The following is an 18,606-nucleotide window of genomic DNA, read 5'->3' on the forward strand; positions in this document are numbered from 1 at the left end:
GCCAGAATGGTCCACCGGGGGGTGGAGGACAATTCATTTGCCGGTCGTCTACTGGTCGGCTCGCGACGGTATGCATGCCAGGTGAACGCACGTCCAGGTCTACGCCTCCTTCCTCTCACCGCCGCTCTGTGCGCTGCCGCCGTTGTGGCGGGCTGCTCGGCGCCGGATCCCGACGCCGGTTTCACCGCTGGCAAGGACCAGCCGCTGGTGATCTCGCTCGACGACCTGGTCGCCAAGGCCGGTACCAGCGCGGTGCTCGGGGTCAGCCTCGAGCCCGAGCACGGCAACATCACCCGCCGGGCCGACGGCGCCTACGTCTACACCCCGAGTGCCGGCTACATCGGTCTCGACCAGTTCACGGTCACCACCACCGACGCGGTTCGCCTCTACACCACCGACATTCCGGTGCTCGGCGAATTCGGCGGCACCACGGTGCAGGGCAGTGGATTCGGGTCGGCCTGGACTCCGGTGCCGGGTAGCGCCGACGAGTTCTACGGACTCACCGACCGCGGCCCGAACGTCGACGGTCCGGCCAAGAATGAAAAGCTTTCGCCGACACCGAGTTTCGTGCCCAAGATCGGCCGGTTCAAGCTGGTCGACAACAAGGCCGTGCTGCAGTCGAGCATCGAGCTGCGCAGCAAGTCGGGTGCGCCGTTCAACGGCCAGGTCGACATCTCGGCCACCACCGGCGAGACCATCAAGGACCTCCAGGGCAATGTCCTGCCGCCCACCGATCACGGTATCGACCCCGAAGGTCTGGTGGCACTGGCCGACGGCACGTTCTGGGTCTCCGACGAATACGGGCCGTTCCTGGTGCATTTCGATGCCAAGGGCACCGAGATCGAGCGGCTCGCCCCAGGCAACGGCCTGCCGAAGGAGATCGCCCTGCGCACACCCAATCAGGGCATGGAGGGGCTGACCATCACTCCCGACGGCAGCACCCTGGTAGGGATGGTACAGAGCGCGCTCAACACGCCCGGGCTGAGCGGTTCGGCCAAGGAGGTGCCGTTCGCGCGCATCGTGACCGTGGACCTGAAGACCAAGGCGCAGAAGGAATTCCTGTACCCGCTGGAAAACCCGAAGCAGTCCAAGGTCGCGGTCTCGGAGATCACCGCTCTGAGCGCCACCACCTTCCTGGTCGACGAGCGCGACGGCAACCTTGCACCCGAGTCGAACAAGAAGATCTGGACCATCGACATCGCGGGTGCCACCGATGTCGGCCCGCAGGCCGCGGTGCCCGGCGCGACCTACGACGCAGAGAAGGGCGGACTGCTGATCGACGGCAAGCCGCTGGAAACGCTGATCGGTGTCACCCCGACCGCTGATGCCGTCGCCGCGCTCACCAAGGCTGGCGTCACCCCCGTCGCGAAGAAGAGCAACCTGGACCTCTCCGCGTTGGTCGCCGCGCTCGACGAGAAGGGCCGGTTCTTCGGTCACGACAAGATCGAGGGCATCGCCACCCTCGACGGTGGCAAGACCATCTACATCGCCAACGACAGCGACTTCGGTCTTGCCGCCGGCCAGGGGGAACAGCCCCCGTTCGGCCTGAAGCCCAAGACGTTGCCCAATGGCGTGCAGGACACCGGCGAGGTGCTCGCGGTCGACACCACCAAGCTGCCCGCGAAGATCGACGGCTACACGGTGAAGATCACCGTCAAGTAGTCCACTCGCGGGCTTCGATGAGGACCGCGGTGGCCAGAGCGAGCAGCCACAGCGACATGGCGCCGACCTGGATTCGCTGGGCGATGCCGAGTGCGTAGGAGCCGGACAGGTTGTCGGCGACCATCATCCAGATGGTCGCCGCCGACCCGAGAATCAGCACGGCGAGGCCGAACTCACGCAGGATCCGCCACCGGTGGTAGCGATAGGCGGCGGCGCTGAACGCGAACGCCGCCACCGCGATCGAGGTGACGGCCAGGGTGCTCGTCAGCGCGTGTGGTTGGTGCAGTTGCGGGAACAGGCCGCTGTCGCCGCCGCACGTGCTGTCACCCGGGTCGCAGTCGTGCAGCGGGAGCAGTGCGTCGGCGATGGTGGACGCACCGAAGCAGAGCAGGGCTGTCCAGCCGATCGTGGTCAACCGGCGGCGCCGGAAAACGAGCAGCCCACCCAGCGCCGCCGGGATCAGCAACAGGCCGACCACTTTGTCGGCGGTGCCGAACACCTCGCGGTACGGCTTGCCCTCGGCATCGAGTTCGCTGAGGAAGTTGTTGACCGGGTCGGTATCGATCGGCAGCACGAATTCCAGCAGCCAGGACGAATAGCACAGGCCCGCGATCGCGATCGCGAGGGCGATCAGCAACGAGTAGCCACGGGTGTGCCGTGCGGATTCGGTCACACCGACCATTGTGCGTGTCCGGCCTACGCCGCCCCGATCAGGCGCGTCGAGAACGCGGACGTGGTTTCATCGAGCAGCACAGGCACGCACACAGGTTGCTGTCAGGTTCACCGTGCAGGGTGGTTGGTAACCAACGGAGAGGTCTTCGATGAGCTATGTGATCGCGCTGGCAGGTTTCGCCACGATCCTGGCGCTGGCCGTGTCCGGCTTCGTAGCGGCGGATGCGTCGCGCGTACGGGTGCGGGTTCGCGCCGAAAGCGCTCCGCGGCGTCGCTGACATTGTAATCGCAGGTCAGCTGGGCTTTGATCGCTCCACCAGTGCGGTTATCCGCTCAGCTGCCGCGTGCGGATTCTCGTGCTCCCACACCCGCACGACCCGCCAGCCCGCCGCCGTCAGCGCGGCATCGGTGGCCCGGTCGCGGGCGACATTGCCCGCCAATTTGTCGGCCCACCACTGCGCGTTGTTCTTCGGATCGGTCGCGTGAGCAGGGCAGCGATGCCAGAAACACCCGTCGACATACACGGCGATGCGCAGCCGGGGAAACACCACATCCGCACGCCGACGTTGGCCTTTGATGGGCGGTCGGTCGACGAAATAGCGCAGGCCGGCGCGGTGTAATTCGCGGCGTAGTGCCAGCTCGGGAGCGGTGTTCGCGCGTCGCTGCTTGGACATGCGTGCGCTCGTCGCCGCGTCGGTCGGTGGCGACAAGGCCCGCCGCGCGCTCATGCCGCCCAGCCGCCCATGCGGTCGAGGTGGTCGCGGACATCGTCGAGGAATCCGGGTGGAAAGCGCAGGTTTCCCATCTCGGTGCGACGCAGGAATCCCGCCGTCGCGCGGGGAGAGAGCAGACGAGGTTCGGTGAGGAAGTTCTTCAGGTCCTCGTAGGGTTCGTGGACCGGCCAGGTGGAGAGGGGAACGCGGTGCACGACGCCCGCGTGACCCCAGGCCGCGCTCGGCCATGGTTGGCCCGCGGTAATCGGTTCTCCCACGGTGAGCGGGTCCGACGGTGCGGCCAGGCGTTCACCGACCCAGTTCGCCATCCGCACACTCACCGCGTTGCCCACCAGTTTCCAACGATGACCGTGGCGCACGCCGGGAACGTCGATGGCGGGGGCGGTCCAGTCGGCGTCGAAGCCTTGTAATCGTTCACCGTCGACGATGCCCGGCGTCACGATCTCGCCCGCGGGCAGCCGGATCGCAGGCGGACTGGCGATGCCGAGCCCGGAGCCACCCTTGAGGGTCGGCACGGCGTTCACCGCCCAGCCGAGGCCACGCACACCTTCGGTCCAGTAGAAACCACACGGATCGCGCTCCGGGTCGCCGTAGTCGCGGGGGCCCGCGTCGTCGCCGAACAGCACCTGACGGGGGTCCTCGGTGCGCGAAGCCAGCATCAGTACGCGCTGACGCCGCTGCGGCAAGCCGAACGCGCGGCCGTCGACGACCCGGTACGCCCAGGCGTACCCGAGCTCCTCCAGCGCGGCGGTGATGTGGCGCATCGCCGCACCACGACCCAGCTGCAGCATGAACGGGACATTCTCGATCAACAACCAGCGCGGCCCACGCTGCCTGCGAACCAGCCGGAACACCTCGTCGACCAGGCCGGATCGACGCCCGGTGATGCCCGCCGTGCGCCCGGCCTGTGACAGGTCCTGGCAGGGAAAACCGGCCGCGACGAGCTCGGTGCCCGCGGGCAGTGAACGCAGTCGGGTGATGTCGCCGTGCAGGTCGGTATCGGGGAATCGAGCCGAAAGGACACCCTGGGCGCCGGGGTCGATCTCGCACAGCAGCTCCGAGGTCCAGCCATGCCTGCTCAGACCGAGTTCGAGCCCGCCGATCCCGGCGAACAACCCGACCATCCGCATCAACGACCCCTGTGTCTTCGGAGCGCGGCCGCGCTCGAGTTCGCGGCCCTGAACGGCCCGCTGTTCGGCGGCCGATACTCGTGCCTGCGCCGCATTGTATCGGGCCCGCTGAACAGCGAGCCGACCGCGAACAAGCGGCCGAGGGGCCGACTGCTTCATCAGATGGACGGTGGGGCGGCGTTGGGTCACATCGGTGGACGAAGGGGCGTTGCCGGGAGGAAAATCGGTGGCTGGAGGTGGGGGTGCTCTGGGACTCTTGAAGGGCCGAACTTGTCGGACCCCGGTGCGAACATCACCTGGCGTCCGTACCGGAAAACCAACCAGCCGACCGGGCATCAAGGGGGAGTTTTGTCTGTCACATCAGAGCTGGCGGCTGCCGAATCGGAGGCCGACAGATCGGAGCGGCCTGCGCCGCGGTCGAGTGGGGCAATGCGGTCGCTGAGGCGATTTCTGCCCTTTCTCCGCCCCTATCGGGTGCCGCTGCTGTTGGCGAACGCGCTGGCGATCGTTACCGCGAGCACCGCGATCGCGATTCCGCTCGTTATCGCGCGGGTGGTCGACGGGCCGATCGCGCAGCGCGATTTCGTCGGCTTGCTGGCGCCGGTCGCGCTGATCTTTCTGCTCGGCTCGCTCGAATCGTTCGGCATGTGGGGCAGGCGATGGCTGGTATCGAAGCCTTCGACGATGTTCGAGATCACCATGCGCGCCAAGCTTTTCACCCAGCTGCAGGCGCTCTCGATCGGACGCCACGACGGCTGGCAGTCGGGCCAGCTGCTCTCGCGCGCCATCGACGATCTGTCGGTGCTGCGGCGGTTCGTCGCGTTCGCGGGCCCGTTCCTCATCGTCAACGGGGTGATCATGCCCACCGGGCTGATCGTGCTGTTCGCGATGAATTGGCAAGTGGGACTGATCTTCACGGTCACGTCCCTGCCGTTGACGCTGTTCTGCGCGCGATTCGTCCGACGGTTCGAGGTGGCCTCGCGCCGTTCGCAGGACCAGTCCGGCGACCTGGCCACCATCGCCCAGGAATCCGCGCAGGGCGTGCGGGTGCTCAAGGCGCTGGGTCGTGGCCAGTTCTTCGGTACCCGCTTCACCGCCCTGTCCAGGGAACTGCGGCGCACCGAGATGGAGAAGGTGCGCCTCGACGCGACACTGTGGGCGGCGTTGGTGACCCTGCCGACCGCGTCTATCGCGGTGTCGCTCGGGGTGGGCGGCTACTCGGTGGTGCACGGGTCGATGACGATGGGCACGCTCGTCGCGAGCATCACCCTTGCCACGTTCCTGCAGTGGCCGATCATCTGGCTCGGGTTCCTGTTGTCGGAGCTGTTCGAGGCGCGCACCGCGGCCGATCGCTTCTGGGAGATCATCGATACCCCGCTCGACATCGCCGACCCGCCGAACCCCGCGGAACTTCCCACCGCGCTGCGCGGGGAACTGGTGATCGACCGTGTCCGCTTCGCTTACCCGCGATCCGGAGACGGGCCGGAGCACACCGTGCTGGAAGAGATTTCGCTGCGGATCAGGCCGGGGGAGACGGTCGCGCTCGTCGGTGCGACGGGCAGCGGTAAAACCGCGCTGCTCGAGCTGATTCCCCGGCTCTACGACGTGAGCGGCGGCAGCATCACCATCGACGGCGTCGATATCGCCACCCTGCGGCTGGCCGAACTGCGCCGGGTGGTGACGGTGGCCTTCGAGGAACCGGTGCTGTTCTCGGCCAGCGTGCGCGAGAACGTCGCACTGGGCGACCCGCGCGCCACCGACGCCGATGTGCGTCAGGCGCTCGATATCGCCCAGGCGGGCGAGTTCGTCGACGCGTTGCCGTGGGGGCTCGACACCCGCATCGGCGAGCAAGGCATGAGTCTGTCCGGCGGACAGCGTCAGCGTCTGGCCCTGGCCAGGGCCGTGCTCACCGGTGACACCGCGGCGACCGGCCGGATCATGGTCCTCGACGATCCGCTCTCGGCCTTGGACGTGGAAACCGAAGAGCGCGTGCAGGATCGGCTGCGCTCGGTGCTCTCCGGAGCGACCACGCTGCTCGTCGCGCACCGGCCGTCCACCGCCGCACTGGCCGACCGCGTCGCCCTACTCGCCGACGGTCGCATCGTCGCCGAGGGCAGACACGAAAAACTGCTGCGCACGAGCAGCCACTACCGCGAACTGATGGGAGGTGAGGCATGAGCACCGAGACCGTGACACCGGAAGAGGCAGCGCCGGAGAAGGAATCCGATCTGGCCGCCGACTGGCGGGGTATCGCCAAGGAGGACGACACCGTCACCGGAACCGGAAACCTGGTGCTGGCCGGTCGATCCCGGCGACTGCTCCTCGATCTGGTGCGCCCCTACCGCAAGCAGGCGATCGGAACCTTCGTCCTGATCCTGCTCGACAACGTGGCCAAGGTGTCGCTGCCGCTGTTCATCGCCTACGGCCTCGACCACGGCATCAGCCAAGGCCGCCAGGGCAATTGGACGCCGATGCTCGCGACCGTCGCCGGCTTCGTCGGGGTGACGGTGCTGTCGGGGCTCACCACGTTCGCCTTCCTGCGGGCCTCCGGGTGGCTGAGTCAGCGGGTGCTGTTCGATCTGCGGGTGCGCGCGTTCCAGCACACACAGCGGTTGAGCGTGTCCTTCCACGAGAAGTACACCTCGGGCAAGGTCGTCACCCGGCTCACCAGCGATATCGAGGCCCTGCAGGAGCTGCTCGAAGGCGCGCTGAATCAGGCGCTGAGCGCGGTGATCTCGGTGGTGACCATCGCGGCGCTGCTGATCTGGCTCGATCCGATGCTCGCCTCGATCGTGTTGATCGGGTTCGTGCCGCTGGTGCTGGTCACCCGGTGGGCGCAGCGGCGTCAACGGGCGGGCTACCGGCGCACGCGCGGTGCGATCTCGCGCGTTGTCGTGCAGTTCGTCGAATCGATGAGCGGCATGCGCGCGGTGCAGGCATTCCGTCGCGAACACCGCAACGAGGAGGTCCTCGGCGCGGAGGACTCGGTGTACCAGAAGGCGACCACCGGCGCGGTTCGCGGAATGGGCGACTACGTCGGGCTGTCGAATTTCATCGGCAAGCTCACCACGGTGATCGTGCTGCTGGTCGGCGCGTGGCAGGTGATGGAGGGCAACCTCGCGATCGGTGTGCTCGCCGCGTACCTGCTCTACCTCGACCAGTTCTACGGCCCGCTCGACGAGCTCGCGCAGGTGTTCAACTCCTACCAGTCCGCCGCCGCGGCGCTGGAGAAGATCTCCGGCGTGCTCGAGGAGGAACCGGCCGTCGCCGAACCGGAACGCCCGGCCACCCTCGACCGCTCGACCGGCGCGGTGCGGATGGACAAGGTCAGCTTCGGCTACAACGCCACTTCGGTGCTGCCGGAGTTCGACCTGGAGATCCCGGCCGGACAGGTGGTGGCGCTGGTCGGCGCCACGGGCGCGGGCAAGTCGACGCTGGCGAAACTGCTCACCCGGTTCTACGACCCGACCGGTGGCGTCATCACCCTCGACGAGGTGGATCTGCGCCACCTGGCCGATGCCGAGCTGCGCAGGCACGTCGTGATGATCACGCAGGAGGCCTACCTGTTCTCCGGCACCATCGCCGACAACATCCGGCTCGGCAGGCCCGACGCGACCGACGCCGAGGTCGCCGCGGCCGCGCGTGCGGTGGGGCTGGACGCGTTCGTCGCGGGACTGCCCGACGGGTATGCCACCGACGTGCGCACGCGCGGCGGCAGGCTGTCGGCGGGGCAGCGTCAGCTGGTGGCGTTCGCACGGGTGTTCCTGGCCGATCCGGCGGTGATCGTGCTCGACGAGGCCACGTCCAGCCTGGACATCCCCGGTGAGCGACTGGTTCAGCACGCGCTGGAGACGCTGCTTCGCGACCGCACGGCCGTGATCATCGCGCACCGACTGTCCACCGTGGCCATTGCCGACCGGGTGCTGGTGCTCGACGGCGGCCGGATCGTGGAGGACGGCGCACCGACCGAGCTGATCGCGGGCCAGGGACGCTTCGCCGGATTGCACGCCGCCTGGCGGGATTCGCTGGTGTGATGCGCCCGTGTTGTGTGGCGGCGGGGCTGGTGTCGCTTACCGTAGAGAGGTGACGACCCCAGCCCCGGGCCCGGCCGACGGCCCCACCGAGATCAAACCGGCCTCCCGGTGGCCTACGGTGCTCACCTGGCGTGCCCACGACAACTCCCGCATGGAATCGGTGCGCGTGACGGTGAACGGCAATCGGATCAGGGCGGCGGGCCGACTGATAGGTAGTGCCGGCGACGAGCACCCGGCGTTCAGCGCGTCTTACGACCTTGTCACCGATGAGGCGGGCGCCACGCGGCGGTTGTCGCTGCGCACCACCACCGCGGCCGGTGAACGCCACGCCTCGATCTCGCGTGACGAGGAGAACTACTGGCTCGTCGACGCGGGCGGGACCCACGTGCGCTCCACCTTCGGCGGCGCACTCGACGTCGACGTGGTGCTGAGTCCGTTCTTCAACACCCTGCCGATCCGGCGGTTCAGCCTGCAACACGCCGTCGGCGACGTCCAGGTCCCGGTCGTCTACGTGCGACTACCCGACCTGCTGGTGCAGGAGGCCGAGCTCACCTACTCGAGCGCGGCCGACGGCATCAACGTCCTGTCCCCGGTATCGAGCGCCACCCTGACGGTCGACCCGGAAGGTTTCGTCCTGGACTATCCGGGACTGGCCGAGCGCGCCTGATCCGGCGAAGGCAGGGACTCAAAGTGCGCGCAGCACGCCACCGTCGCGACCCGCACGATGCAGTTCGCCGAGCCAGTCGCCGGTGCCGGGAGTGATGCCGGTGATGTCCCAGGTCGTGCGGTCGTCGTAGGCGGTGCGACCGCGGAAACCCGTCTCGACAAGTTCGCCGAGGTCGCCGTCCGCACGCAGGGAATCGCGTGCGGTGACGAGTGTCTCGATGGTTTCGTCGAGGACCCGTCCCAGCGCGGCCGCGTTCGGTTCGCAGATGGCGCGCACGAGGTCGGGGGCGGTACCCGCGACGCGGGTACCGTCGCGGAACGAACCCGCCGCCAGACCGAGCGCCAGCTTCCCACCCTCGGCGCCCGCAGCGGCCAGCGCTTCGGCCAGTACGTGCGGCAGATGCGAGATCCGCGCGACGGCCTGATCGTGTTCCTCGGCGAGCACCGGAACCACCACCGACCCGCAATCCAAGGCGAGCCGTACCACTCGCGACCACGGTTCTGCTCGCGTGCCCTCGTCCACCCCGACGGCCCATACGGCACCCTGGAAGAGATCTGAATCTGTTGCAGCCCAACCGGATTGGGCGGTGCCGGTCATCGGATGCCCACCCACATACAGGGCCTCGAGCCCATGCTTCCGCACCGCGTCCAGCACCGGCCCCTTCACACTCACCACATCGGTCAGCGGGCAACCGGGCGCGAGCGCGGCGATGTCGGCCAGCAGAGATGCGACGGCGGGCATCGGTACCGCGATTACCAGCAGCGCGCTCGCTTCGGCGGCCCGAATCAGCACCGCGGACAGGTCGCCGGAGACGTCGAAGCCGTCCTGACACGCCGCGGAAACCCCGGATTCGGAGCGGTTGTAGCCGAACGTCCGGTAGCCCGATGCGGCGGCGGCGCGCAGCAGTGAACCGCCGATCAGGCCGGTCCCGAGGACGCAAACAGCCCCACGCTCGTCGATGCTCATCGGAACAGATTGGCACACGAGTTCATCATTAGGGGTGGGACAGACTACCGTTTGGTCCATGGCAGCACAGCGCTCGGGCACGAACAGGGCGACGTCGGATGACGACTTCGACGTCGAAGGGTTCGCAGTGGCCGTGGTCCGCGAAGAAGGCACGTGGCGGGTCAGCCCGCTCAGCTCCGATGCCCTGCACGATCTGTCGGCCGCGGAGACCGAACTGAAGGCTTTGCGCAGCTCAGGTGCGGTGTTCGGCCTGATCGACGTCGACGACGAATTCTTCATCGTGTTGCGTCCCGCGCCGAGCGGCACCCTCCTGCTCGTCTCCGACGCGACCGCGGCGATCGACTACGACATCGCCGCCGACGTCCTCGACGCGCTCAATGTCGAGATCCCCGATATCGACCCCGACGACCTCGACGACGTCGAACCGTGGGAAGAGGGTGATCTCGGCGTCCTGGCCGACCTCGGCCTCCCCGAACCGGTCCTCAGCGTGATCATCGCCGAAACCGACCTCTATCCCGACGAGCAGCTCGGCATGATCGCCCAGCGCCTCGGTTTCGCCGACGAGTTCGCCGCGGTCCTGGACAAAATGCCGAGGTGACCGACGAAGAGATGATGCGCGCCGCCCTGGCGGCCGCAGCCGACGCCGACCCGCGCGATGTGCCGGTCGGCGCCGTCGTCTTCGACTCACAGGGCCGCGAACTCGCGCGCGCCACCAACGCCAGGGAAGCCCTCGGCGACCCCACCGCCCACGCCGAAGTGCTCGCCCTGCGTGCGGCCGCCGCCGTCCACGGTGACGGATGGCGTCTCGAGGGCGCGACCCTGGCCGTCACCCTCGAACCGTGCACCATGTGCGCGGGCGCGCTGGTGCTGGCCCGGGTCGGCAAGGTCGTCTTCGGTGCGTGGGAACCCAAAACCGGTGCCGTCGGCTCGCTCTGGGACGTGGTCCGCGACCGCCGCCTCAACCACCGCCCCGAAGTCCGCGGCGGCATCCTCGAATCGGACTGCGTCGCCCTCCTCGACACCTTCTTCAAAAACCAACGCTGACCAGCCGATTTAACAATCGCCCACCCACTCCGGTACCGTAGTCGGCGGTGGCGTGTCCGAGCGGCCTAAGGAGCACGCCTCGAAAGCGTGTGAGGGGTAACCCCCCTCCGAGGGTTCAAATCCCTCCGCCACCGCCAACAGCCTCTGACCTGCTAAGCCCAGGTCAGAGGCTTTTTCATGCCGTACCGCAGTGCTGTTCGGGTGCCGTGGGCACATTGTGCCCGCACGCCGGCCGGGCATAGGGCCGCGTGGATCGACTCGGCTGCGCGGTCGAGATCGCTGTCGAACAGATCTGCGTACACACGCAGAGTCACACTCGCGTCCGCGTGGCCGAGCATCCGTGCCAGCGCCAGCACGTTCACGTTCGCCGATACCGCCAGCGATGCGCAGGAGTGCCGGAGTTCATGCGGGGTGATCGCCTGAACCTTCGCCGATTCACCGCGCCAGCGAACCATCCGCCGGACGACTCCGGCCGGGGTAGATAGTCCGTGCCGTCGGCGAACACCAGCGAGGTACGGGCACGGCCACGGCACTGCACCGAGAGTTCGTCCAGGACGAATTGGGGACCGGCACCGGCCGCACCTTACGACTCTTGGTGTGCCCACCGTGCGGCCCATGTCCGCTATCCAGGTCTCGGCGGCGTCGAGTTCGATGTCGGTGACAGGTGTTGCGCCCCAACGTGATTCGATGTGGTTTCGCCATGTATCGAAGCAATGCAGCCGCCGACCGCGCTTGCGTACATAGCAGGCAGGATCGGCACGCGTTACGGGCTGGGCGTCGCGGTAGGTGATACGTTGGCCGATCTCGCCGAACCGTAACTACCTCCCGCGTTCGATCCCGCGTTCACGTCCTCGTTCGGGGCCCCGGCGGACCCGTGACTTCCCCTCGGGATGCCGCTCACGCTGACGCTCGCGCTCCAACTCTTCGCGCTGCCGCTCCAAATCCTCGCGCGACAACGCCACCCCGGCTGACGCTTTGCCCCGGTCCACCATCTGCCGTGTCTGCACCAGACTCAGGTCCGTACCGCGCTCGATCAGCTGGATCTGTTTGGCGAGCGCCACTTCCTGACTGTCCTTGTCCACCCATCGGACGCCGTCCCCGACCTCGACGACCAAGGCATGGGCTTTGTCGTCCGCCCGTGCCTGACCCCGTGCGATCGCGTCGACCACCCGTGCGTCGACACCCTTCTCAACAAGACGTTGCGCGTCCAACCGCAACCCTTGCGCCAACTCCAGCGACCGTTCCTTCCGGCGCTGGTCATCGAGCCGGTCCACACCACGTGGCTGAGCTTGCTCGCGGGCGGCCTTCTCCAAATGCTTGTTGTGGGCGGCGACAACGCGGGCCATCAGCTCCCGGTTTTCCCGCTCCCGAACCTCCCGCGCTTGCACCGCACGGACCTTCTCCAGCTCGCGCGCCTCCCGCTCGCGAACGGCCTGCTCACCCGCCACCACATGTTCGATCGTGACCGCCTGATTGGGGGTGTCGCGCTGCTGCGACAGCACGAGTTCGGCGACCTCACGATGCATTGGTGTCGGTAAAGTCAACCCCTGCAACACTTCCCGCTCCAACACCAAACGATCCTTGATCTCGCGCTGCTGCACCAGGTGCATCATCCCGCCCATGGCGCGAGCCATCACAGGATCGACCCCCGGCAGCTCCAACTGCTGCACTGGGGTTTTGGCGGGCACCTTCGCACGTACAGCGGTCACCGCGGACAGCACGATTTCGCGGTCCACCCGCGCCACCTGCTGCCACAGCGCCTGCGCGCGTTGGTCGCGTTGCTGGGCTTGTACCTGCTCGACGATCTGCGATTCCTTCAACCGCAACAGTGACGCTTCGCGTGCGGCTTTGTCGACACGCTGGGTGAACAACTTGTCGGCCTCTACCAGGTATGCCAGATCATCGCGGGCCTGAACCAACGCCTCCAACCCGATCGGGTTGCTTCTCTCTTTCGCCTTCTCGATCTCGCGGGTGAACTGCTCCAGCGCGTGCGGCACGGTCCGCAACTCAGGAGAGTCACGCACCTTTTCGATCAGGTGCCCGAGCTTCTCGACCGTCTTCGCCCGCACAATCGGGCGGCCGGCCTCCACCGCGCGCTCGAACTGCGACTCTGACAGCTCGACAACCACGAACTTGCCGGGGTAGTCCTTCGCGAGCTGTTGGGCTTCGCGCATCACCGCGGGGTGCGGCGGTCGTTCCGCCCGGATGATGTACTCGCTGCGTTCCTTCGTCCGCCCGGACGCCAGGAGGATGCGTTCCTTTTCGAGCTGTTTGAGCCCGTCCGCTTCGCTGACCGACCCGGCCTTGAATTCAGCGACGGCCTTCACGACGGTCTGCCCGGCCCGTTGCGCGACGAGTGCGGCGTCGTGGCGTCGCAGCCCGGCGGCCGTGTGCTGCGGGTGCTCGTTGCGCCAACCAGTCTCCGGTGTGCGCCCCTGGAGTTTCTGGTACCCGTGCATGAGCATGTCGTGCAACAACTTCTGGTCGCCGAACATCTCGACCTGGCGTTGCCAGTCCAGCGGGGCCCGGATCTTGTCGAGCCGGGTAGCGGCCTCGGCGATCTTCGCCATCACATAGGCGCGGTGACCGGCATCTCCGGCCTCGGTGAGTCCTCGATCAGTGCGCGGGACGACGTCGTGGCTGTCGTCGGATTGAGGGCCGGTCATTCCCGGTCCTGACTGTCAGGGCTGTTAGATCGCCTGCACGGTGTGCGAGCGGGTCCATTCGGTGAGGCGGTGCAGTTGTTCGGCAAGCCATCCCGGTCGCCGATCGAAGATGACGTCGCGGATCGACTCGCCTGGATCAGTCCAGAACGTGTGGCCGGGGAGTTCCAGCGCGGGCCCGAGCGGGTTTTCGTCGTAGATCCGCACCCACACCCACTTCCCGGCGCCGATGGCACGGAGATAGGTGTGGCCGATTCCGCGTGCGCACAACGACAGGTACGCCATTTCGTCGTCTGTGGCGGTCTCGGACGGGCTGGGCATGCGTTCCATCGCGGCGCGCTCGATGGCCGCCAAACCCTCAACGGTCCAGGGGTCGTCGAGTTCGGCGAGTCCGGGGGTGATGTTGATGAGGTGGGCGAGGTCTTCGGCCTCGGCTGCCAGCCACTCCCGGAACTCCGGGCTACGCTGCTGCTTCGCGAGCCTGCGGTGTTCGATCTCTGAGTACGGTCGGTCTTCGCCCACGATGCCCTCCCGGCATGCTCGGTGTGCTGTCGATCCGTGCAGGTTGCCAGCATATCTAGAGTCCTTCGGTGAAACGGGCAACCCAACGGATCTGCTGATCAGGCTCGTTGACGCTGCCGCAGAGCTACCTGGCCATGTGAGATGTCGTCAGCGTTTCACTGCGGTGTGAGCTTCTCGGCCCACTCGTGGCACTCGTCCAACGAGAACGCACACCGGCGGCCGACAGGGTCGACACCTTCGCGGTCGCGGGTGAGCCACCAAAAGCCCTTGCTCCAGGTCCCCCACATGCCATTAGGCAGGGGATGCGGGCCCACGACAGCGGCCCACTGGCGGCACCGGTCGAGAGTGGCGGCCGTGTATCGGCAGAACGTTTCGAGGGTGCCGTCTCGGTCGATGGTCACCCGCCACCAGCCATTTGATTTGGTCGCCCACATGCCGTTGGTGAGGACGACCGGCCCGACCAGGTCGTCCGGTTCGGCCGGTTGGGGCGTGGCCGCGTCGATCGCGGCGGTTGTGTCGGCGTGCAACGCGGACAGTTCCCGCGCCGGGTCTTCGTCATTCATGACGCCCGGATCCTTCCCGGTTCGAGCTGCCCGGCCGATGGGCTCGGGGACATGATCCCCTTGTCCACCAACAGCGCGAACGCGCATCGTTTCGCCGGGCACTCGTCGCGGTGGCATGGCCGATGCTGCCGCATCAGGATCCGCGCATAGTCGACCGTGATCGGTCCGCGTGGTGCGGCATGGTCCAGGACCGGCGACGGGCGGCCCTCCGCTTCGTGCTCACTGCTGATTCGGTCGATGATTTCCTGCACCGTGACCGCGTTCGCCGCGGTGCGTGGCTCCGGTACTCGCTGTTGCTCCGGCACCTGAATATCCCGCTCTATCCCCCACATAACGGCCTTCTCTCTCCAGAGTTGGTGTGCCTCCGCCGCCGGGGGATGAGGGCCACCCGGCGGCGCGGCTGCAATCAGATTCGCTGCGCGCAAGGGCATCGAGGGACAGGAAAGGGACAGAGACAGAACGGGACACCCGAGACGTATCGATCTACCCTCGGACTATGGGGACACACGTAGGGAAAGCCCTCGCGGCCGAACGCAAGATCGCCGGTCTGGACCAACGCCAGCTCGCTGCCCGCTCCGGGTACAGCCTGAGCATGGTCAAGGCTGTCGAACAAGGCCGCGAGCCTGCCTCGCCGGGGTTCATCTCTGCCGTGGCGAGCGCTCTGCGGATCACCCCCGAACAGCTCACCGGTGCACCGTTCGACGATGGCAAGCCTCTCGCCAACGCGGTCAACGAACTATCCGTGCTGCTCGCCGAAGGCAGATACGCCCGCGCCGACGAGCCGGGCCAGCTGGCACAGATTGAGGCCGACCTCACCGCGGCACAGGATCTGTACCGCAGCGACCGCACCCGCCAGACCATCGAGGTACTACCCGCGATCATCCGCCGCCTGCACGGCGCCGCTCGTGACCTCACCGGCGACGGCCAAGCGCGCGCGTACTCGCTGCTGTCCTCGGCGTACATCCTCGCCGAGTGGTCAGCCCGCCGCACCGGCCATCTCATGCTCGCGCTGCCCGCGCTCGACCTCGCCGACGGGTACGCGCCCCTCGGCGACGATCCGAACTATGGTGCGTTCTCGGCGTTGGCGCGCGCCCGCATACTCACCCACTACGGGGAATCTGGCGTGGCCACCCAGCTCATCGACAGTGCGATTTCCACCGCCGACGACACCGCGCCAGGAATGGTGCTCGCCGGGTACTCGCACCTCGCCGGGGCAATCAACGAGGCACGCAAGCTCAACTACTCGGGCGCCGTGAGCCACGTCGAGGCAGCGCGGGAACTGGCCGACCGAACCGGTGAGACCGATCTCTACATGACCGCATTCGGCCCGCTGAACGTCGAAATACATTCGCACGCAGTCGAATTGGAATCCGGTGACCCGAACCGGGCGGCGCTCACCGGTGCCGAACTCTCCTACTCGGCGAGCGCCCCGCCGACCAGGATCGCCCACCACTGGCAGGACAACGCCCGCGCATGGCTCATGTCAGGCAAGCCAGATAAGGCGTTGGTCTCGCTGAATAAGGCCCGCGCGGCGGCCCCGCAACAGACGCGCCTACACCCGTCGGTGCGCGAAACCATGTACGGGATCGCCGCGGCGCAGCGTCGGCAGTCGGAGAGCCTGTTGGGGTTCGCGCACTGGCTCGGCGCAACGGTGTAGGCGCGTCCGCTGCCACGGTCGCGGTGCCCACATATTGCCCACAACCCCGCCTGATCTACCGTCATTTCCACTCATCACCAGTAACGAGTTTCAGCAGGTCAGGCGGGTTTTATGGCTCTGCCCAGCGGCATTGGAAGGGTTCGAATCCCTCCGCCACCGCCAAGAGCCCCTCACTTGTTCACGTAGGTGGGGGGCTTTTTCTTGTCTGGAAAGCGCGGCGGTAGGACGAGGGTGAGGTTCGGACGGCTCGGGTGAAGTGGTGTCGGAAGGTGACCGGGGTGGCGAAACCGGCTGCGGTCGCGATCTCTTCGATCGGTGCGTCGCCGGTCTCGAGCATTGCCAGGGCTGCCTGAATCCGCTGGGCGATCAGCCATTTGCTCGGGGTGGCGCCGGTTTCCCGGACGAAATGGCGCAGGTAGGTGCGGGGGGACAGGCCTGCCACCCGGGCCAGGTCGGGCACGCCGATCGGGTCGGCGAGGTGTTCGAGTGCCCAGGAGAGGCTGCGGGCGATGGGCGCGTCGAGGGGTTCGGGGGGCATGGGGGATTCGATGTACTGGGCTTGGCCGCCCGTGCGGTGTGGCTGGATGACGAGTCGACGGGCGACCGCGTTGGCGACGGAGGCGCCGAGGTCGGTGCGCACCAGGTGCAGGGCCAGGTCGAGGCCCGCGGCGCAGCCCGCGCTGGTGAGGATGTCGCCTTCGTCGGTGTAGAGCGGTTCGGGGTCGACGTCGACAGCGGGATAGCGCTCGCGCAGTAGATCGGCGTATCGCCAGTGGGTGGTGGCTCGGCGGCCGTCGAGCAGGCCCGCGGCGGCGAGGGCGAAGGCGCCCGAGCAGATCGACACGATCCGGGAGCCGTTGCTGTGCGCCCGGCGGAGCGCGTCGATCAATTCCGGCGAGGTCCGCGCACGGGGGTCGGCGACGCTCGGGACGACGACCGTATCGGCGGCGGCGAACTCGGCGAGACCGTACGGGGTGGTCATGGTCGCGCCGCCGATCACGCGGATGGGGTCGGGGGTTTCGGTGCAGATCTTCAGCTCGTACCAGGGCTGCTCGATATCGGGCCAGGTCAGACCGAAGACCTCGATGACGATGCCGGTCTCGAACGCCGTCATCCCGTCGTAGGCAAGCACGGACACAGAGCTCATGTCTAAATCTTAGCGATAGTCGTCATCTACGCCACTTCTGCTGATGACGCGGAAGTCCGACCATGGAGATATGTTGAAGCGACTGAAGGACTTCGCCATCGGAATCCACGCCGCGAACGCGATCAGGCACGGCATCCGCCCGCCTGTCGAGGCTCGGCGCGGAAGCCGGAAGCCACAGTGTGGGAGCGAGTGCGGCCCCCGATAACGGTCGCGGTTCGAGAGCGGGCACGATCTGTCGTCGGGTATTCACCTGCGTCCGACCTGCGGTGTATTCCTCGCGTAATAGACTGGGTTACACCGAATCCTGGAAGGAACGATGTTTATGCGCGGGCGACAGCCGCCACCCGCGAAGTCCGGGATGGGGCTCGGGGGAAAACTCATGGTTCTCATCGTGCTCGGCTGGGTTGCCGTCGGGCTGCTCGCCGCTGGTCAGCGGCACCACTTCGCTCACCTGCCCAAGCAATGTTCGGACTGGGCGACCATCGCGGTCACGGCCGCGGCGGGGCCGGCGAACTACATCGGGCTCAATCCTCGTGTCACCGAATGCCAAGTGCCGCAGCCGAGTCAATAGAGAAATGGCCGGGGAACCAGAGTTCCCCGGCCATCGATGCTCAGCCTTACGGCACCGGCGCGACCTCGCGCTGATCGGCTTGGATCTCGCGCAGCCGCGAGCCTTCGACGTCGATATCGGGCACGATCCGGTCCAGCCACTTCGGCATCCACCACGCCCACTTGCCCAGCAGCACAAGCAAAGCGGGAATGAGCACCATCCGGACGACGAACGCGTCCAAGGCCACGCCCGCCGCCAGCGCGAAGCCCATCGACTTGGCGGTGACGTCGGATTCCAGCAGGAACGAACCGAACACCGAGATCATGATGATCGCCGCCGAGGTCACCACTCGCGCACCGTGGTGATAGCCCTTGATCACGGCATCGGTGGGATCGGAGCCGTGGACGTATTCCTCGCGCATGCGGGTCACCAGGAACACCTGGTAGTCCATCGCCAACCCGAATACCAAGCCGATCAACATGATCGGTAGGAAGCTGACCAGCGGATGTGGATCCTTGATCAGCCCGAGCTCGCCCTCCTGGAAGATCAGCACCGTCGCGCCGAAGGTGGCCGCCATGGACAACAGGAAGCCGAG

Annotated in this window: 20 protein-coding genes and 1 tRNA gene; 10 read left to right on the top strand and 11 right to left on the bottom strand. The window is 67.2% G+C overall.

Annotation, left to right across the window (positions count from 1 at the left end):
- Positions 1 to 81 precede the first annotated feature (81 nt).
- Entirely contained in the window at positions 82 to 1,662 is a 1,581-nt protein-coding gene (locus tag NS1_RS28885) for an esterase-like activity of phytase family protein (RefSeq protein WP_084504588.1), read from the top strand.
- Here the strand turns inward: NS1_RS28885 and NS1_RS28890 are convergent.
- Positions 1,655 to 2,335 (bottom strand): DUF998 domain-containing protein, encoded by a 681-nt coding sequence (locus NS1_RS28890; RefSeq protein ID WP_255284735.1) that lies wholly within the window; start codon positions 2,333 to 2,335, stop codon positions 1,655 to 1,657. The genes NS1_RS28885 and NS1_RS28890 overlap by 8 nt on opposite strands.
- Before the next feature lie 148 nt (positions 2,336 to 2,483).
- Between NS1_RS28890 and NS1_RS41910 the strand changes: the two genes are divergently transcribed.
- Entirely contained in the window at positions 2,484 to 2,612 is a 129-nt protein-coding gene (locus tag NS1_RS41910; RefSeq protein ID WP_255284736.1) for a hypothetical protein, read from the top strand.
- A 15-nt stretch (positions 2,613 to 2,627) separates the two neighbouring features.
- Here the strand turns inward: NS1_RS41910 and NS1_RS28895 are convergent, their stop codons facing one another.
- Together NS1_RS28895 and NS1_RS28900 are read right to left on the bottom strand one after the other, a co-directional pair.
- Positions 2,628 to 3,062 (bottom strand): very short patch repair endonuclease, encoded by a 435-nt coding sequence (locus NS1_RS28895; RefSeq protein WP_062989498.1) that lies wholly within the window; start codon positions 3,060 to 3,062, stop codon positions 2,628 to 2,630.
- A complete protein-coding gene (locus tag NS1_RS28900; RefSeq protein WP_062989530.1) occupies positions 3,059 to 4,192 on the bottom strand; it encodes a DNA cytosine methyltransferase in 1,134 nt (377 codons plus the stop codon). Before NS1_RS28900 ends, NS1_RS28895 begins: the two co-directional genes overlap by 4 nt.
- A gap of 435 nt (positions 4,193 to 4,627) precedes the next feature.
- Between NS1_RS28900 and NS1_RS28905 the strand changes: the two genes are divergently transcribed.
- The 3 genes from NS1_RS28905 to NS1_RS28915 are packed head-to-tail and all read left to right on the top strand — an operon-like array spanning position 4,628 to position 8,899.
- Entirely contained in the window at positions 4,628 to 6,376 is a 1,749-nt protein-coding gene (locus NS1_RS28905) for an ABC transporter ATP-binding protein (protein ID WP_169812853.1), read from the top strand.
- Positions 6,373 to 8,232 (top strand): ABC transporter ATP-binding protein, encoded by a 1,860-nt coding sequence (locus tag NS1_RS28910; protein WP_084504590.1) that lies wholly within the window; start codon positions 6,373 to 6,375, stop codon positions 8,230 to 8,232. The genes NS1_RS28905 and NS1_RS28910 overlap by 4 nt, the downstream gene beginning before the upstream one ends.
- A gap of 49 nt (positions 8,233 to 8,281) precedes the next feature.
- Entirely contained in the window at positions 8,282 to 8,899 is a 618-nt protein-coding gene (locus tag NS1_RS28915; protein ID WP_131816641.1) for a putative glycolipid-binding domain-containing protein, read from the top strand.
- Positions 8,900 to 8,917: 18 nt separating this feature from the next.
- Here NS1_RS28915 and NS1_RS28920 read toward each other — a convergent pair whose 3' ends face one another.
- Complete coding sequence (locus tag NS1_RS28920) at positions 8,918 to 9,865, bottom strand: prephenate dehydrogenase (RefSeq protein WP_157125437.1); 948 nt, start codon at positions 9,863 to 9,865, stop codon at positions 8,918 to 8,920.
- Between the two features lie 58 nt (positions 9,866 to 9,923).
- Between NS1_RS28920 and NS1_RS28925 the strand changes: the two genes are divergently transcribed.
- The 3 genes from NS1_RS28925 (at position 9,924) to NS1_RS28935 (ending at position 11,046) form a co-directional block, all read left to right on the top strand.
- Positions 9,924 to 10,463: a tRNA adenosine deaminase-associated protein gene (locus tag NS1_RS28925; RefSeq protein ID WP_062989500.1), complete on the top strand. Its 540-nt coding sequence runs from the start codon at positions 9,924 to 9,926 to the stop codon at positions 10,461 to 10,463.
- Between the two features lie 11 nt (positions 10,464 to 10,474).
- On the top strand, positions 10,475 to 10,909 hold the full coding sequence (locus tag NS1_RS28930) for a nucleoside deaminase (RefSeq protein ID WP_157125443.1): 435 nt from the start codon (positions 10,475 to 10,477) through the stop codon (positions 10,907 to 10,909).
- 46 nt (positions 10,910 to 10,955) lie between these two features.
- A tRNA-Ser gene (locus tag NS1_RS28935) sits at positions 10,956 to 11,046 on the top strand.
- A 15-nt stretch (positions 11,047 to 11,061) separates the two neighbouring features.
- Here the strand turns inward: NS1_RS28935 and NS1_RS41215 are convergent.
- The 5 genes from NS1_RS41215 to NS1_RS28960 form a co-directional block, all read right to left on the bottom strand.
- A complete protein-coding gene (locus tag NS1_RS41215) occupies positions 11,062 to 11,364 on the bottom strand; it encodes a tyrosine-type recombinase/integrase (protein WP_063816299.1) in 303 nt (100 codons plus the stop codon).
- Between the two features lie 363 nt (positions 11,365 to 11,727).
- Positions 11,728 to 13,479 (bottom strand): hypothetical protein, encoded by a 1,752-nt coding sequence (locus NS1_RS28945; RefSeq protein ID WP_157125438.1) that lies wholly within the window; start codon positions 13,477 to 13,479, stop codon positions 11,728 to 11,730.
- 120 nt (positions 13,480 to 13,599) lie between these two features.
- Positions 13,600 to 14,094, bottom strand: coding sequence for a hypothetical protein (locus NS1_RS28950; protein WP_062989505.1), 495 nt, complete (start codon positions 14,092 to 14,094; stop codon positions 13,600 to 13,602).
- 155 nt (positions 14,095 to 14,249) lie between these two features.
- Positions 14,250 to 14,657, bottom strand: coding sequence for a hypothetical protein (locus tag NS1_RS28955; RefSeq protein WP_062989507.1), 408 nt, complete (start codon positions 14,655 to 14,657; stop codon positions 14,250 to 14,252).
- Complete coding sequence (locus NS1_RS28960) at positions 14,654 to 14,908, bottom strand: hypothetical protein (RefSeq protein WP_157125439.1); 255 nt, start codon at positions 14,906 to 14,908, stop codon at positions 14,654 to 14,656. Before NS1_RS28960 ends, NS1_RS28955 begins: the two co-directional genes overlap by 4 nt.
- A gap of 245 nt (positions 14,909 to 15,153) precedes the next feature.
- Between NS1_RS28960 and NS1_RS28965 the strand changes: the two genes are divergently transcribed.
- The gene (locus NS1_RS28965; protein ID WP_062989511.1) at positions 15,154 to 16,314 is read left to right on the top strand and encodes a helix-turn-helix domain-containing protein; all 1,161 of its coding nucleotides are present in this window, start codon (positions 15,154 to 15,156) and stop codon (positions 16,312 to 16,314) included.
- 178 nt (positions 16,315 to 16,492) lie between these two features.
- Here NS1_RS28965 and NS1_RS28970 read toward each other — a convergent pair whose 3' ends face one another.
- Complete coding sequence (locus tag NS1_RS28970) at positions 16,493 to 17,461, bottom strand: GlxA family transcriptional regulator (protein WP_062989513.1); 969 nt, start codon at positions 17,459 to 17,461, stop codon at positions 16,493 to 16,495.
- A 322-nt stretch (positions 17,462 to 17,783) separates the two neighbouring features.
- Between NS1_RS28970 and NS1_RS28975 the strand changes: the two genes are divergently transcribed.
- Positions 17,784 to 18,032 (top strand): hypothetical protein, encoded by a 249-nt coding sequence (locus NS1_RS28975; protein ID WP_235569860.1) that lies wholly within the window; start codon positions 17,784 to 17,786, stop codon positions 18,030 to 18,032.
- A 46-nt stretch (positions 18,033 to 18,078) separates the two neighbouring features.
- Here the strand turns inward: NS1_RS28975 and NS1_RS28980 are convergent.
- A partial coding sequence (locus tag NS1_RS28980) for an MMPL family transporter (protein WP_157125440.1) occupies positions 18,079 to 18,606 on the bottom strand: 528 nt, incomplete at its 5' end.

Source organism: Nocardia salmonicida NBRC 13393, from assembly GCF_001613085.1.
Lineage (GTDB): Bacteria > Actinomycetota > Actinomycetes > Mycobacteriales > Mycobacteriaceae > Nocardia > Nocardia salmonicida.

What these genes read in the sequence shown, in the direction of transcription:
- NS1_RS41910 (WP_255284736.1), top strand. Translation starts at nt 2,484, where the DNA reads ATGAGCTATGTGATCGCGCTGGCAGGTTTCGCCACGATCCTGGCGCTG.
- NS1_RS28895 (WP_062989498.1), bottom strand. Translation starts at nt 3,062, where the DNA reads ATGAGCGCGCGGCGGGCCTTGTCGCCACCGACCGACGCGGCGACGAGC.
- NS1_RS28900 (WP_062989530.1), bottom strand. Translation starts at nt 4,192, where the DNA reads ATGGTCGGGTTGTTCGCCGGGATCGGCGGGCTCGAACTCGGTCTGAGC.
- NS1_RS28905 (WP_169812853.1), top strand. Translation starts at nt 4,628, where the DNA reads ATGCGGTCGCTGAGGCGATTTCTGCCCTTTCTCCGCCCCTATCGGGTG.
- NS1_RS28910 (WP_084504590.1), top strand. Translation starts at nt 6,373, where the DNA reads ATGAGCACCGAGACCGTGACACCGGAAGAGGCAGCGCCGGAGAAGGAA.
- NS1_RS28920 (WP_157125437.1), bottom strand. Translation starts at nt 9,865, where the DNA reads ATGAGCATCGACGAGCGTGGGGCTGTTTGCGTCCTCGGGACCGGCCTG.
- NS1_RS28925 (WP_062989500.1), top strand. Translation starts at nt 9,924, where the DNA reads ATGGCAGCACAGCGCTCGGGCACGAACAGGGCGACGTCGGATGACGAC.
- NS1_RS28930 (WP_157125443.1), top strand. Translation starts at nt 10,475, where the DNA reads ATGATGCGCGCCGCCCTGGCGGCCGCAGCCGACGCCGACCCGCGCGAT.
- NS1_RS41215 (WP_063816299.1), bottom strand. Translation starts at nt 11,364, where the DNA reads ATGGTTCGCTGGCGCGGTGAATCGGCGAAGGTTCAGGCGATCACCCCG.
- NS1_RS28945 (WP_157125438.1), bottom strand. Translation starts at nt 13,479, where the DNA reads ATGGCGAAGATCGCCGAGGCCGCTACCCGGCTCGACAAGATCCGGGCC.
- NS1_RS28955 (WP_062989507.1), bottom strand. Translation starts at nt 14,657, where the DNA reads ATGAATGACGAAGACCCGGCGCGGGAACTGTCCGCGTTGCACGCCGAC.
- NS1_RS28965 (WP_062989511.1), top strand. Translation starts at nt 15,154, where the DNA reads ATGGGGACACACGTAGGGAAAGCCCTCGCGGCCGAACGCAAGATCGCC.
- NS1_RS28970 (WP_062989513.1), bottom strand. Translation starts at nt 17,461, where the DNA reads ATGAGCTCTGTGTCCGTGCTTGCCTACGACGGGATGACGGCGTTCGAG.
- NS1_RS28975 (WP_235569860.1), top strand. Translation starts at nt 17,784, where the DNA reads ATGCGCGGGCGACAGCCGCCACCCGCGAAGTCCGGGATGGGGCTCGGG.